Genomic DNA, 14040 nt, shown 5'->3' on the forward strand with positions numbered 1-14040 from the left:
AAGAAATTAGACTTTTTATTAATTAAATATGATATTCGATTTCATCTACAAAATCCCATTCATATGGTGTTTCTTGGTAAACATAGTAGTTCAACCAGTTAGAGAATAATAGATGCGTATGGGCACGCCATGTATTCATCGGCACTTGTGTCGGATCGTCATTCGGGAAGTAGTTTACAGGAACGGCGATATCTATGCCCTTCGCCACATCGCGACTGTATTCATCGGCTAGCGTTGTCGCATCATACTCTAGATGCCCCGTAATCATAATATTTTTATTATCTTTTGATTGTACAATAAATACCCCAGCATCCTCTGAATAGGATAATAATCGTAGATCTGGATGATTGCGAACCTCGTCAATCGAAACAGATGTATAGCGTGAATGGGGCGCAGTAAATAAATCACTAAAGCCACGTACCAAATCTACAGTTAAATCTGTAATCACATGGGAATAGACGCCTGAGCATTTAGCAGAAAGCTCAACCTTCCCAATGCCATAATGATGATACAATGCAGCCTGTGCCCCCCAACATATATGTAGCACGGATGTCACATTCTTTTTAGACCAATCCATAATTTCTGAAATTTCCTGCCAATAGTTGACCTCTTCAAAAGCCATTTTTTCTACTGGCGCACCAGTTATAATCATACCATCATAGCGTCGGTGTCGAATCTGATTGAACGTTGTGTAGAAAAGCTGCAAATGGGATTTACTCACATTTTTAGACTCGTGTGTGGCTGTATTCAAAAAGGTAATATTGACTTGTAATGGTGTATTCCCCAATAAACGTAATAATTGGAGCTCTGTTTTTTCTTTTTCAGGCATTAAATTTAATATTAATATATTTAATGGACGGATTTGCTGTGTTTTCGCACGATCTTCTTCCATGACGAAGATTTTTTCCTCACGTAAATGTTCTCCAGCTGGTAAATTTTTCGGAATATTAATTGGCATCTTGCTTTCCCCTCTCTATAATCACTCTCTTTTAGCAAATCTTGCTTGCGTAGGATGCAACGAAATTAAAAAATCCTCCTCATTCCATACGAGATAGAATGAGAAGGATTTTTTTCACGTCCACTCTTATCTCTCAAAGGAAAAAATCCTTTGCTGGAATTAGCACCTTTCTAACAATTGTTAGAGGTTGCTGAAGCGTCATCGGGCCAAATCCCTCAGCTTCTCTTGATAAGATTATTTAATTATCTTGAATTGTAACACGAACTAGTTAGAATATCAATAATTCATAGAATATTTTGTGATTCACGCGCATGTTTCTCGGTCATTTGATGTACACTAAGCTTGCTATCTGTGGGGTTTCTACATTTAAAATTTATGGTAAACATGCCGTAATTATGTTACCATATACTTTTAGTAAGAGAGAGGAACGTGAATAGTTTGATTAAAATTGAATTTCCAAAACCAGATCTAGTAATCCGTCAACGTGAACAAGATTTAAAACCAGGTGATGTGCCGATCACACCTTACTTTGGTTTTATTGACTTCCATAAAATCACACGAGATAAAGGCGGCATTTTCTTATTCTATAATGACAAGAATGAGCTATTGTTTGTTGGGAAAGCACGTAAAATTCGTCAACGTATTAAAAAACATTTCGAGGATAATGTATCTCCGATGAAAAACCATCGTGATGAAGTGTTCAAAATTGAAGTCTATGAAGTAGAAGATCCAATGGAACGTGAAATTTACGAAACATATGCGATTAATACTTTCCGCTCTAAATATAACGTAGACAAAGTCTTTTATTAGACATCACGTAAAGAAACCGAAATCTCATTTCTAAAGGGATTTCGGTTTCTTTTATCACATAATGGTCATACGATCAATTGGCGTACTCTGACCGTTAATTCGCAAATCAATGGTATCCAGCTCAGGATTCTTGACGGTGACTTTAAAAACATAGGGTTGTGCCTCTTTCCTTTGCTCGCTGCCTTCTTCTAACTGGATAATAAGCCTATTTCCCTCAGCTGTAATACTTGCCAATACATTCCCTTTTGAATAATAAACAAGGTAATATGGAGCATCCTTTTCATGCAATAGTTGTATTCTGTCATTAGAAACGATATTTTTTTGGACATTATCTGGGACAACCGTTAGCTCATGAATCGTTGGTGGTTCGGTAGGTGGTGTAGCATTACAGGCTCCTAGCATTAGTAGGCTTATTAAACCTAGCAACACGAATTTTTTCAAGTTCCTCCCCTTCCTTATACGACTATTCTAAGAAAAAAGCTTTACGTTCCTTAGCAATCCAGTCTTCTAACTCCTGATCATCACGTTTTACTAACCGATTGATGAGCACATCATGCCATATATAATCCTCTAACAAATAAATATGAACTGGATCATTGGTGATAAAGGCCGTCTCTTGGGTAGATGGAGAATGACCATAAATCATTTCCTGACCATCTATCGATAAGATAAACCAATGCGGTGTAGACGCTTTTTTTGTATAATGTGTGGCTCTATGCTGGTCAATTGAGGCGAGATGCTCTCCTACATACAACGTAATGCCATGAACAGGAACATGCAGCGCCACCTCTTGCAAATCTTCACGTAAGGCATCATACATATCTTCCCACATCGACAGCATCACTTTTTTCTTCGCCTTCTTTAGAAGTGACTGACAATAGTTGATAATGGATTCCTTGCCCTTCAGCATGACCACTTTAGGCTCAGCTTCCTGTACTTTTTCCTCTAATTTCTCTAATTTCCCGCTTATAGACGTAAAATTCGACTCCCAGCGCTGTTGCATTTGCTGTAAGAACACAGACACAGGCATTGCCGAATAGGTCGTTTGTTCTGCGGTCTCTTCTTTTAACACGATGCCCTTTTCTACAAGGATATTTAAAATATCATACACTCTTGCACGTGGTATGCCAGAATTTTTACTAACCTGATAAGCACTGACATGACTTTGCTGAACAAGTGCCGTATAGGCCTTCGCTTCATATTCTGTAAAACCCATTTCTTTCAGCTGGGTGATTAATTCCTCCATGTAATCCCTCCATTATCTTTATTATAGGCTACCAATGTGAAGATTTGCCAATGAAAAAATGGGGTTTACAGCGCAAATAAAATTAGTTACTATTTCAGTAGTAACTAATTATAAAGAGGTGTCATATGTTGTTTGAAATCGATGTACATATTCTCATACTATTAATTTCTTTTGGATTTCTGGCGGCTTTTGTTGACTCAGTAGTGGGAGGGGGCGGTTTAATTTCACTACCAGCCTTACTATTTGTTGGGCTCAATCCAGCTGCTGCGGTTGCCACGAACAAACTAGCAGGAGCTATGGGCTCGCTCACTTCCTCTATTTCTTTCTATCGTTCTGGCCAGCTGGACATTCGCTCTGTCCTCAAATATTTTCCATCAGCATTTATCGGATCATTATGTGGTGCTTGGACTGTGCATCTGATTAATCCAGCATTACTAAAGCCATTAATGCTTGTTATGCTGGCGGCTGTTGGGGTATATACGATCCTTAAAAAGGATTGGGGTGCCGTCTCTACCGTAAAAAATCTATCTAAAAAACATTTATTTTTATTTATGCTGCTATTATTTGCTATTGGTTTTTATGATGGATTTCTTGGTCCTGGGACAGGGTCGTTTTTAATCTTTAGCTTCTTACTGGTAGGCTTTGATTTTTTAAAGGCGGCTGGTAATGCGAAGTTTTTAAATTTGGCGAGTAATGTGGCTGGTGTTTGTATGTTTGCTTACTTAGGTCAAATTCATTATGTTTATGGTCTAGTCATGGGCATTGCGCAAATTGGTGGGGCTATGCTTGGCTCACGGATGGCAATCAAGAAAGGAAGTGGCTTTGTCCGCACGCTATTTATTGTCGTTACAATGACATTACTTGCGAAAAATGCCTATGATTTTATGATGCATTAAAATAAACGCCACAGAATTTGAAATCTGTGGCGTTTTGGCGTTAAATCATAAGCTTTTCGTTTTTAAATTTATGACTAGTGGACAAACTGACAATCACAAAAATAAAGAAGGATGCGACAATTGGTATCGTGACTGTATGCATACCCAAGACAGAAGGATAAAACCGATCAATCATAATATACAACAACATGCCTGAAATCATTGACGCAATCGCTCCGTATTTATTCGCTTTTTTCCAATACAATCCTAAAACGACTGTCCAAATAAAGACAGCCTCTAGTCCACCGAAGGCAAATAAGTTCAACCACACTAATAAATCAGGTGGATTGAGTGCAAAGATGACAACGGCTAGGCCAATGACTGTTGTTACAATAAAGCTTGCACGCTTTATCTCTGCATCACTAGCTTTCGGCTTCATATAATTTAAATAGATGTCTTTGACAACTGTAGAGCTGACAAGCATTAGTAAAGCATTAACCGTAGACATTGTCGCAGCCATTGGTGCAGCTAAAACGATTCCTGCTAAAAATGGCGGTAATACCTTCAATGTCAGGAGCGGCATGACTTTATCACCAATCTCAATGCCCGGTAAGACAGGTCGGGCTAACACCCCAATTAAATGCATGCCAAACATGATTGTCCCTATGGCAATCGTGCCAATAAGAATCGCTTGATGCATACTTTTGGAATCCTTATAGCTCATCGCACGAACCGCAATTTGCGGAAGTCCTACAACCCCTACACCAATGAGAATCCAAAATGTTGAGACATACAGAGGCGTTAAATCTCCTTGTGCGCCAAATGGTGACACAAAGTCAGGATTTTCAGCGACCAGTGAGGCCATTATATTGTCGATGCCTCCACCTGCCACAATCGTGCCGATTAATAAAATAATTGTACCAATCACCATAATTGAACCTTGGACCGTATCTGTAAGTGCAACCGCACGAAAGCCTCCGATAATCACATATACTAACACGGAAATCGCAAAAATAAACAGTGCTGCTGTGTAGCTTAAGCCAGTTAATGACTCAATTAAGCGTGCACCCCCAACCCATTGAGCCATCATAGCCGAAAATAAGAAAACAATGATGCTAATGGCTGATAAAATAACAATGACATGGCTTTTGTAGCGTTCACGTAAAAAGTCGATTAACGTAATGGCCTGGTAACGACGAGCAATAATGGCGAATTTTTTCCCTAAAATCATGAGTACAAAATAACCTGCTGGTAGCTGAGCCATTGCCAGTAATACCCACCCAAGTCCTTTTGTATAGGCTACACCCGGTCCTCCGATAAAACTACTCGCACTGCCATATGTAGCAATCATCGTCATTGCAAGGATAAAACCACCCATTTCACGACCACCTAGGAAATACTCCTGCAGGAATGAATTAGAGGAGCGGACATGCTTATTGGCCCAAATACCGATTCCAAAAATAATAATTAAAAATAATAGCAATGGAAATACAACTTGCCAATGCATTAGCGATCCACCTCCTCATCATCGAATGGTACCTCTTTGAAAAAGAGTTTCATCACAATCCAGATAAGAAGGATCATAAAGCCTGTCCCAGCGATACAGCTATAGAAAAACCAGGCAGGAAAACCAAATACATACGTATAATTTCTTGGATCTCCTGAACCTAATCCATAGGCAAAGCCAAACCAAATCGCAAAGTTGACTAGGACGAGTCCAATTCCGATAAGCGCCTCTCGATGCGCTATTTTAAAGCGTTGATCTTTCACATGTAATCCCCCTAACCTACTCTATTTTACTGATATGTCGGTCTGATGGGAAGAGATGTGAGTAAATAAGGATAAGTTATATGGAAATGATTTTGTTATACTAAGTAAAAGGTAAGGAGAAGAAAGTTGCTTGATCCTGACGTTTTTCACACAAACCTAACTATCCCTCACAATTATGTAGACATCTACAACAAACTGATAATGGAGATAAGTAAAAACCTTCGTCCATCTAGTTAGACGAAGGTTAGTTAGTTTATAATGGTCGCTTTTCCCAAGGTTGTAGCGTCCCGACAATATGGATAGGTTGATCCTGTTGAATAGCAGCAACGACACCTTGCGATATTTCCTCATGCGTAAGCCATCTCGCATGACCTTCTTCCATCATAAAACCTAGCTGGATTTGCCTGTATTGCGAACGAGCAGGGAGCTTCAATTTCTCTTGGACTTCACTTAAATTCGCCTTACTCCCCAACACATGAAACAGTTTCCATTCCCCGTTATTCTCTATTGAAATTACATTGGAGATGTTCTCTAATGTAGTATCCGCATAGGAATGAATCCAAGCAACGACCAATTCAATGGGCCCATTATGCTCGAGCGTTTCTTCTAGCTTCTCTTTTAATAAGGCTATATTACAATAATCAACTAAAATCGGCGTTAGAAGGGCAGGTTTGGTTGTTCTATTTCGCAAATCTTCCATTCGATGGGCACTACGTCCAATTACTGAGACATGGTAGCCATCATTCACTAACCAACAGGATGTGTCAGCCAACATCCCTGTTCCACCAATAACTAATGCGTGGGCCATTTATGTGTCCCTCTCTTATTTCGGATTTAGAAAGACGAGCTTTTCTTCCTTCTCATCATACTTAACAGATAGATGAGTCGACAAGCCTATACAATGCCTTTTTATCGATTTTACCAACGCTTGTTTTTGGTAGTTCGTCTAAGAAAATCATTTGTTTTGGAATCTTATAACGTCCTAATTGTTGATGACATAGCTCATTAAGATCATCTATTAGAGAGGCTACTTGGTGGGGACAAACAATAAAAGCTGTCACGATCTCACCCCAATAGTCATCACCTACACCAATCACGGCCACCTCCCGCACATCTGGATGCCGTAGTAGACATTGTTCTACTTCCTGAGGATAGATATTTTCACCACCTGAAATTATCATTTCTTTTCTACGCCCAACAATATAAAAATCGCCTTCCGCATCCATCATCGCTAAATCCCCTGTTTTCAACCAGCCATCTTGCAGGATATTGGCAGTTTCTTGCTTGTTATTCCAGTAAAAGCGAAACATATGCTTCCCTCTTACCAATAGCTCTCCTACTTCTCCAGGTGCACAACTTTTTCCTGTATGACTGATGATTTTAGCTTCATTGAATTGCATGCTTTTCCCGACAGCCCCCTTTTTTGCATAGGCACGCTCTCGGTCAATATAAAAATTATTGGGTCCTGCTTCTGTTAAACCATATCCCTCTTTAAAAAATAATCCCTTATTATAAAAAGCATCGTAAATAGGATGAGGGCACGGGGCACCTCCAGATAAAAATACCTTCATGGAAGGAAATTGATTTTCCTGAAAATACTTCGTAGCAATCATTGCTTGATACATTGTTGGCACAAAAAGAGAAATTGTCGTTTGATATTGGTTCGTTGCTTGTAGTGCCTCTTCTGCATCAAATTTATCGCCAATAATGACGGTTCCTCCCGCCATCAGTAAGGGAATGCATAAAGCATTTAAGCCACCAGTATGAAACATCGGCATATAATTTAATGTCCGATCTTGAGCATGTAAACCCCAGCTAATAATAGTATTCATGGCATTCCAATTGACCGACTGAAAGGATAACACTACTCCCTTTGGCTGACCCGTCGTGCCTCCTGTATAAATCATTAACCATGGATCATCCACATCCACGTCTTGCCTACTTGGTTGTATCTCCTTCTCATGCTGGCTAACATGAAGTGAAAACATTTTTTCTAAAACTAAGGGACAATGACTATCCTCTTCGTATAATAGGATAGCAGGAGTTGCATCCTCCAAAATTTGTGTTAGCTCCTCCTTGCTTAAGCGCCAATTTAAAGGTACATAAATGAGCCCACGTAGCCCACAGGCAAATAAAACAGCAAACAATTGGATATGATTTTTCGCAAAAACAGCGACTCTACTTCCCTTTTGTAGCTGCTGCCGTTCGAAAAATTGACTCCATTTGCCGATTTCCTCAGATAATTGCTGGTAGGTCAATTGTTCCTTTGATGTTAAATTAATTAAGGCGATGTGGTGAGGTGTTAAAGCTGCACGTTTTAAAATCCATTCTTGCTCAACAAACATCTTGACTACCCCCTATCACATCATAATTGCGCCATCCACATGCAGAGTATGCCCATGAACATAGGAGGCCTCATCAGATGCTAAAAATAAATAGGCATTGGCAATATCACGTGGTGTCCCTAGGCGTTGTAGGGGGACGATTGATCGCATTTGAGCCAAAATATTTTCAGGCATTTTTTTGACCATATCTGTTTCTGTAAAGCCAGGTGCCACTGCATTAACATTAATCCCCTTACGCCCTAATTCCTTCGCCCATGTTTTTGTCATACCTACAATCGCTGCTTTTGTCGCTGCATAATTGGTTTGACCAACATTGCCATATACTCCACTAACTGAGGATGTATTTATAATTTTGCCTCCACCTGCTGCCACCATATAGGGAATGACCTCCTGTGTACAATGGAAGACACCTGTCAAATTGACATCTAGCACCTGCTGAAATTGATCCTCCGTCATTTTTGTCAGCATCGCGTCTCTTGTAATCCCCGCATTATTCACTAAAATATCAATCCGTCCTGCCTGTTCGATCACTGCCGTCACCAACTGATTAACGCTCTCTCTACTTGCAACATCTACTTGTATAAATACAGCATTTTCGCCTAGTTGTTGTGCTGCTAGAATGCCTGCTTTATCGTCATAATCGGCGATAAATACCCATGCCCCCTCCTCGATAAAACGCTCAGCAGCCGCATAGCCAATACCATTTGCAGCGCCTGTAATGATAGCCACTTTATTGTTCAAACGCATACTGTCTTCCTCCAATTTCTAAAAAGGCTTCAATTTCAGCTGTCAATTGTGCTAAATCATCGACCAAAGGCGAATGTCCACAATTTTTTAGGCTTACAAACTGTGCTGTTTTGCCTAAATCATGTAATATCTCTGCATTCATTTCCTCTGTAATCACCAAATCACGATCCCCTCGGAGCACTAAAATTGGGATATGAAGCAACATGGCCTCCCGAGAGCCTTTTGCCACCTCATTGTCAACAGCGCTTATATTAAATGTATTGAGTGCATGATATACTTCTGCTAAATTGCGCTGTGTAAGCATATCCTCTACATATTCTTGATATTTTCCCTCGTTTGGTCGATGATGCGTATAAATTAATGCATTCCATATAGACTGTAAGCCTTCCGCATTTTTTTCATCGTAGAAGCCTTGAATAAGCTTTGTTTTGGATGTATCCACCAATACCTCCTCATAATGATAGGCTCGCTTAAAGGAGGCTGGATTGCCTGTTCCTAAATCCGTGTAAAATGGATAACCACGTGTAGAAGCAGACGCAAGTAAAATTAGTCGTTGACAGTGTCCTGGATAATTTGCTACAAACTGCATACAGACAGCTCCACCTGTTGACCAGCCAATCATATCAAAGCTTTGCAGTTGCAGTGCATCCACAAATAGTTTGACATCGTTACTAAAATCTTTAATAGCAGTGATTGGCTTAAGATAGGATGATTCACCAAAACCACGTAAATCTATCGCGTAAATGGTGTATTTCTCGTCTAAAGCATCCATCAGAATATCCCAATGCTTAGAAGATGTCATATTGCCATGTACCAACACTAAAGGATGACCTCCACCTGATCGCTTGCGATAGGCCATTGTTTCTCCATTTGCTAGTTGAATCGTTTTTACCATGCCATTTCCCCCTTATCCCCAACGTATTGTGATAGCTCCCCATACATAGCCAATGCCAGCACTAACAAGCGTCACAATATCGCCTGCTTGAATTTGGTTTTGCTCCTGTGCTAGCTGTAGGGACAATATTTGATCGATCTGACCAATATGTCCATAGTCTTGCAAATAAATAGACTGCTCCTGCTGTAAGCCAAGCTCCGTTAAAATATAATCATGCGCAGATCTTTTCATATGCAGCATCGCTAAATAATCTAGCTGATCGTCACTGTATCCACTTTTCGCTAAAGAACTGCGAATGACCTTCAAAAAATTGCTTAAAGATTTTTGTTCTAGCCGCTCCTTCATCCCAATGGGGTCCAAAACGTCAAGCTTATATAAATTTTCGGTTAAATGGGTTGGGGTTAATGGATTTTTCGTTCCCCCGACTGGCACGACTACATCCTCTGAGAAAGAACCATCCGTTATAATATCTGCCTCTAGTAGCAAATTTTTTTCATAGTTTTTTTGTAATAATATGGCCCCTCCACCAGCTGCTAAATTGTACATAAAGCGCGTTCGTGGATTGCTGTAATCGATAAAATCAACATTGCGATAACCACCTGCTAACAGAATGGTTCGTATCGTGTCATCTGAGGCCATTAGGCTTTTCGCCACTTTCAACGCCATGATTGTAGTGCCGCAGCGTAATTGCACATCAAATGCCCATGCATTCACAGCACCAAGCTCCTCCTGCATTTTAATGGAGGCTGTCCAAAGTGGATATTCCTTATGCTCCTCCCCCATATAGATGACAACATCAATATCCTTAGGGTCTATATTCGCTTTTTGAATCGCCTCCTGTGCTGCCCATATACCCATTTGCACGGTATGATCAGACTTATCAGGAATTGGCTTTTCATGAATGCCCATTTTTTGACGGATAATGGCCTCAGGAATATTGGAAAGAGCCGCAATTTCCTGCGACGCCATCTTCTGTTGAGGTAGATAAATACCTGTACTAACAATACCAACTGTCATTCAAATCGCTCCTTTTCCTGAGGCAAGGGACCTGTCGTTTTTCGTTGCTTTAGCCTTCCTCGCCACTTCCAAAAGAGCAATCTTAATGAGCCAATAATACCTTTTGGGAAGAAGATAACGGCTAAAATATAGAGAATCCCGAAGAAGATAATCCAACGTTCGAAAATAGGATAATCTCGTGCAAGCCCTGACAGTGCATGTTGCGCATATTCAATGACCGCCGAGCCTAATAACGGCCCCACTAAAGTACCAACCCCACCGATAATCGTCATTAACAATGCATCCAGCGTAATATCCATGGCCATCACACTCGTGTTAACGAAGCGCAATGACACTGCATATAAGGAGCCAGCAAAACTTGCTACAATGCCTGCCACAACTGAGGCAATGACTTTATAATGCAACGTATTAAAGCCTAATGATTTGGTCCGCTGTTCATTTTCACGAACGGCAATTAAAATACGGCCTGTTGGTGAATTAACAAAGCGGTAGAGCGCCAAAAAGATGACCACCAAGCTTGCTAGCACAAAGAAATAGAAGGTCATTCGATCTCTAAATAGATCAGGTGCTCTGAATGTAAAGCCATCATTGCCATACGTAACAGAGCGCCACTTTTCAGCTAAGACTAAAAATAACCCCGAAAAGGCTAGCGTCAGCATCGCAAAAAAATGACTTTTTAAGCGTAAGGTTAATAAACCTACTAAAAAGCTAATGAAGCCTGCTAGTAGCATACCAATCACGATGGACAGTACAAAGATCAAGAGTGTGTGATCCATCTGCTTAAGCATGACTGCTGTTGTGTAGGCACCAATGCCGAAGAACATGGCGTGCCCAAAGGAGACGATGCCTGTATAGCCTAGTAAAATATCATAACTCATTGCCAATATCCCAAAAATAAAGATTTGTGTGAGTAAAATAAGTAGTGTCCTTGAATCATTGACAAAAGGAAGGATAATAAAAATGACAAGTAACAGGAAAAAAGCGAAAACGCGTAAAGATATTTTGTTGTTCATGATGTCCGCTCCTTTCGCATCGCAAACAGCCCCTGAGGACGGAAAATTAAAACGATGGCCATTAAAATCATATTGACCGCTAGTGACAGCACAGGGACATAATAAGCCATAAAGCTACCTGCTAGCCCCACTAAAATCGCTGCAAGCAGGGAGCCAGAAAAACTACCCATACCGCCAATTACCACAACAATAAAGCCTAAAATGGCATACTCCATGCCCATTTCCGCATAAATCACACCTGAATAGGGAGCCATCAACATGCCACTAAGTGCCGCCAGAGCAGCGCCCACCATAAAGACGTATAAAAATACACGCTTAATATGAATACCGAGAGCCTGCGCCATTTCCTTATCCTGCACCCCAGCCCGAACGATCAAGCCAATCTTCGTGCGCTTCAGCATGTATTGGAAAATACCAAAAATCACAAACCCTATGACAATAATAAATAAACGATATTTAATGATGATCACATCACCAATTTCCCAGCTTCCTGCTAAATAACTTGGTGTTTTTACTGCCACCCCATTTGGTCCAAAGACCACCTTAATAAGCTCCTGCAAAACAAGCATCAGCCCTAAAGTAATTAAAATTTGCTGAATATGATTGCCGTAAACAGGCGTAATAATGAATTTCTCTGTCAACAGTCCAAGCAACGCTCCAGTCACAATCGCGCCTATAATCCCAACGATAAAACTTTCTGTCAACATATAGGTAAAGATGCCCGCATAGGCCCCCCAAACAAAGAGCCCACCATGCGCAAAATTCAATACATCCATTAAACCGAAAATTAATGTCAAACCAGCTGCTAGCAGAAAAATTAACATCCCAGTGGCCAAGCCATTAATGATTAAATTGACCAATAGCTCCAATGATAGTCACCCCCCTCTATCCAATGCCAAGATACTTGCGTTTTAGCTCTTCATCATAAATCAAATCCTGCATATTGCCCGAATTTACTGTTCTACCATCATCGATTAATGTATAGGTATCACCAATTCGACTAGCCATTATAAAGTTTTGCTCCACTAGAACAATGGACGTTTTCTTTTTCATTTCCACAATTGCTTCCATCACTTTTTCCACAACTATCGGAGCAAGTCCCTTGGAAGGCTCATCTATCAATATTAATTGGCTATCATTGATAAAGGCTCTAGCCATGGACAGCATTTGCTTTTGACCACCCGATAAATGCCCACCAGCCTTTTTCCAAAACTTCTTTAAGTCAGGAAACAGCTCTAGCACATATTGCTGTCGCTCTAATGTGGCTGTATCCTCCTTGCGCATCGCTACCTTCATGTTTTCCTCTACCGTTAAATCTGCAAAAATCCCTTGATTTTCAGGTACATAGCCGATTCCTAATTTCGCCACCTTATAGGTAGGACTTTTTTTAATCGATTGGGAGCGAAAGGCAATGTCACCCTTTGTTGCAGGCGTTAAACCCATTATTGTTTTCAGGGTGGTCGTTTTCCCTGCGCCATTGCGTCCGAGCAGTACCGTAACCTGCCCCTCCTTCGCTTCAAAATTAACGCCCTGCAAAATATGATATTGACCAATATGCGTGTGTACCTCATTTAATGTCAGTAAGGTGGTCATCGTACAGCCCTCCTAAATATGCATGTTGCACAGTATCATTATTCATAATTTCCTCTGGTGAGCCATCTGCTAATAGCTGACCATTGAACAACACCATAATAGAATCCGATAAATCCAAAATCATATCCATTTTGTGTTCAATGAGCAAAATGGTTTTATCCCCCTGCTGTTTTATGCTTCGAATAATTTCTAAAATCGTAGGTACTTCCTCTAATGACATCCCTGCAGTGGGTTCATCGAGCAGTAGAATTTCTGTATCTAACGCGAGTAGCATGGCAATCTCAAGCTTTCTTTTCTCTCCATGGGATAGCATTGTTGTCAGGGCATCTCGTTTATTGTCGAGTAACACAAGTGCCAATAACTCCTCCGCTTTGTCCGTAATCGCCTGATAGCTTTTGTAATGGCGGAATAGCTGATAACGAATTCTCTCCTTGGATTGAACGGCTAAACGAACATTTTCGAGAACCGTTAAGTTTGGAAAAACATTGGTAATCTGAAAAGATCGTCCCAATCCCATTCGAGTTCTTTCAATGGCCGACTTTTGTGCAAGTGATTGCCCTTTAAAATAAACATCACCCGCAGTTGGCTTTAGCTCACCACTAATCAAATTAAAGAAGGTTGTTTTCCCAGCACCATTCGGCCCAATAATGGACTTTAAATGCTTCTCAGGCATTTGAAAATTAACGCCATCTACAGCCGTATGTCCCCCAAAACGAATTGTTAAATTATCTGTATATAATATAGGCTCCATTCTCTACTCCCTTCCTTCTC

At 40.5% G+C, this 14040-nt stretch carries 16 protein-coding genes and 1 riboswitch; of the genes, 2 read left to right on the forward strand and 14 right to left on the reverse strand.

The window, feature by feature from the left end:
* Positions 1–22 precede the first annotated feature (22 nt).
* Positions 23–958 carry a homoserine O-succinyltransferase gene (gene metA / locus MKY76_RS12410; RefSeq protein ID WP_004227915.1) on the reverse strand — a complete coding sequence of 312 codons (936 nt, stop codon included), beginning with the start codon at positions 956–958 and terminating at the stop codon, positions 23–25.
* Between the two features lie 123 nt (positions 959–1081).
* Positions 1082–1193, reverse strand: a riboswitch (SAM riboswitch).
* A 203-nt stretch (positions 1194–1396) separates the two neighbouring features.
* On the opposite strand from metA, the gene MKY76_RS12415 reads away from it, so the two are divergent.
* Positions 1397–1768 (forward strand): nucleotide excision repair endonuclease, encoded by a 372-nt coding sequence (locus MKY76_RS12415; RefSeq protein WP_004227912.1) that lies wholly within the window; start codon positions 1397–1399, stop codon positions 1766–1768.
* 54 nt (positions 1769–1822) lie between these two features.
* Here the strand turns inward: MKY76_RS12415 and MKY76_RS12420 are convergent, their stop codons facing one another.
* Positions 1823–2209 (reverse strand): hypothetical protein, encoded by a 387-nt coding sequence (locus tag MKY76_RS12420; protein ID WP_281216383.1) that lies wholly within the window; start codon positions 2207–2209, stop codon positions 1823–1825.
* A gap of 22 nt (positions 2210–2231) precedes the next feature.
* Entirely contained in the window at positions 2232–3014 is a 783-nt protein-coding gene (locus tag MKY76_RS12425; protein WP_054550238.1) for a TrmB family transcriptional regulator, read from the reverse strand.
* Between the two features lie 125 nt (positions 3015–3139).
* Here MKY76_RS12425 and MKY76_RS12430 point away from each other — a divergent pair, with 125 nt between their 5' ends.
* Positions 3140–3910: a TSUP family transporter gene (locus MKY76_RS12430; protein WP_342556613.1), complete on the forward strand. Its 771-nt coding sequence runs from the start codon at positions 3140–3142 to the stop codon at positions 3908–3910.
* Positions 3911–3950: 40 nt separating this feature from the next.
* On the opposite strand, the gene panF is transcribed toward MKY76_RS12430, so the two are convergent.
* The 11 genes from panF to MKY76_RS12485 all read right to left on the reverse strand — a co-directional run bounded on the left by panF (position 3951) and on the right by MKY76_RS12485 (position 14020).
* Positions 3951–5396: a sodium/pantothenate symporter gene (gene panF, locus MKY76_RS12435; RefSeq protein ID WP_115673664.1), complete on the reverse strand. Its 1446-nt coding sequence runs from the start codon at positions 5394–5396 to the stop codon at positions 3951–3953.
* Positions 5396–5659 carry a YhdT family protein gene (locus MKY76_RS12440; RefSeq protein ID WP_004227902.1) on the reverse strand — a complete coding sequence of 88 codons (264 nt, stop codon included), beginning with the start codon at positions 5657–5659 and terminating at the stop codon, positions 5396–5398. Before MKY76_RS12440 ends, panF begins: the two co-directional genes overlap by 1 nt.
* Positions 5660–5912: 253 nt before the next feature.
* Complete coding sequence (locus tag MKY76_RS12445) at positions 5913–6467, reverse strand: short-chain dehydrogenase (RefSeq protein WP_281216381.1); 555 nt, start codon at positions 6465–6467, stop codon at positions 5913–5915.
* 61 nt (positions 6468–6528) lie between these two features.
* Positions 6529–8004: an AMP-binding protein gene (locus MKY76_RS12450; RefSeq protein WP_066036675.1), complete on the reverse strand. Its 1476-nt coding sequence runs from the start codon at positions 8002–8004 to the stop codon at positions 6529–6531.
* A 15-nt stretch (positions 8005–8019) separates the two neighbouring features.
* Positions 8020–8751 (reverse strand): 3-oxoacyl-ACP reductase FabG, encoded by a 732-nt coding sequence (gene fabG / locus MKY76_RS12455; protein WP_048393085.1) that lies wholly within the window; start codon positions 8749–8751, stop codon positions 8020–8022.
* A complete protein-coding gene (locus tag MKY76_RS12460; protein WP_342556614.1) occupies positions 8735–9646 on the reverse strand; it encodes an alpha/beta hydrolase in 912 nt (303 codons plus the stop codon). Before MKY76_RS12460 ends, fabG begins: the two co-directional genes overlap by 17 nt.
* A gap of 12 nt (positions 9647–9658) precedes the next feature.
* On the reverse strand, positions 9659–10663 hold the full coding sequence (locus MKY76_RS12465; protein WP_342556615.1) for a 3-oxoacyl-ACP synthase: 1005 nt from the start codon (positions 10661–10663) through the stop codon (positions 9659–9661).
* Complete coding sequence (locus MKY76_RS12470; protein ID WP_342556616.1) at positions 10660–11676, reverse strand: branched-chain amino acid ABC transporter permease; 1017 nt, start codon at positions 11674–11676, stop codon at positions 10660–10662. Before MKY76_RS12470 ends, MKY76_RS12465 begins: the two co-directional genes overlap by 4 nt.
* Positions 11673–12545: a branched-chain amino acid ABC transporter permease gene (locus MKY76_RS12475; RefSeq protein WP_004227888.1), complete on the reverse strand. Its 873-nt coding sequence runs from the start codon at positions 12543–12545 to the stop codon at positions 11673–11675. Before MKY76_RS12475 ends, MKY76_RS12470 begins: the two co-directional genes overlap by 4 nt.
* Positions 12546–12561: 16 nt before the next feature.
* Positions 12562–13269, reverse strand: a complete 708-nt coding sequence (locus MKY76_RS12480; RefSeq protein ID WP_103118208.1) for an ABC transporter ATP-binding protein — start codon at positions 13267–13269, stop codon at positions 12562–12564.
* Entirely contained in the window at positions 13244–14020 is a 777-nt protein-coding gene (locus MKY76_RS12485; protein ID WP_004227883.1) for an ABC transporter ATP-binding protein, read from the reverse strand. Before MKY76_RS12485 ends, MKY76_RS12480 begins: the two co-directional genes overlap by 26 nt.
* Positions 14021–14040 lie beyond the last annotated feature (20 nt).

This window comes from Lysinibacillus sp. FSL P4-0201 (genome assembly GCF_038593425.1).
Taxonomy (GTDB): Bacteria; Bacillota; Bacilli; order Bacillales_A; family Planococcaceae; genus Lysinibacillus; species Lysinibacillus capsici.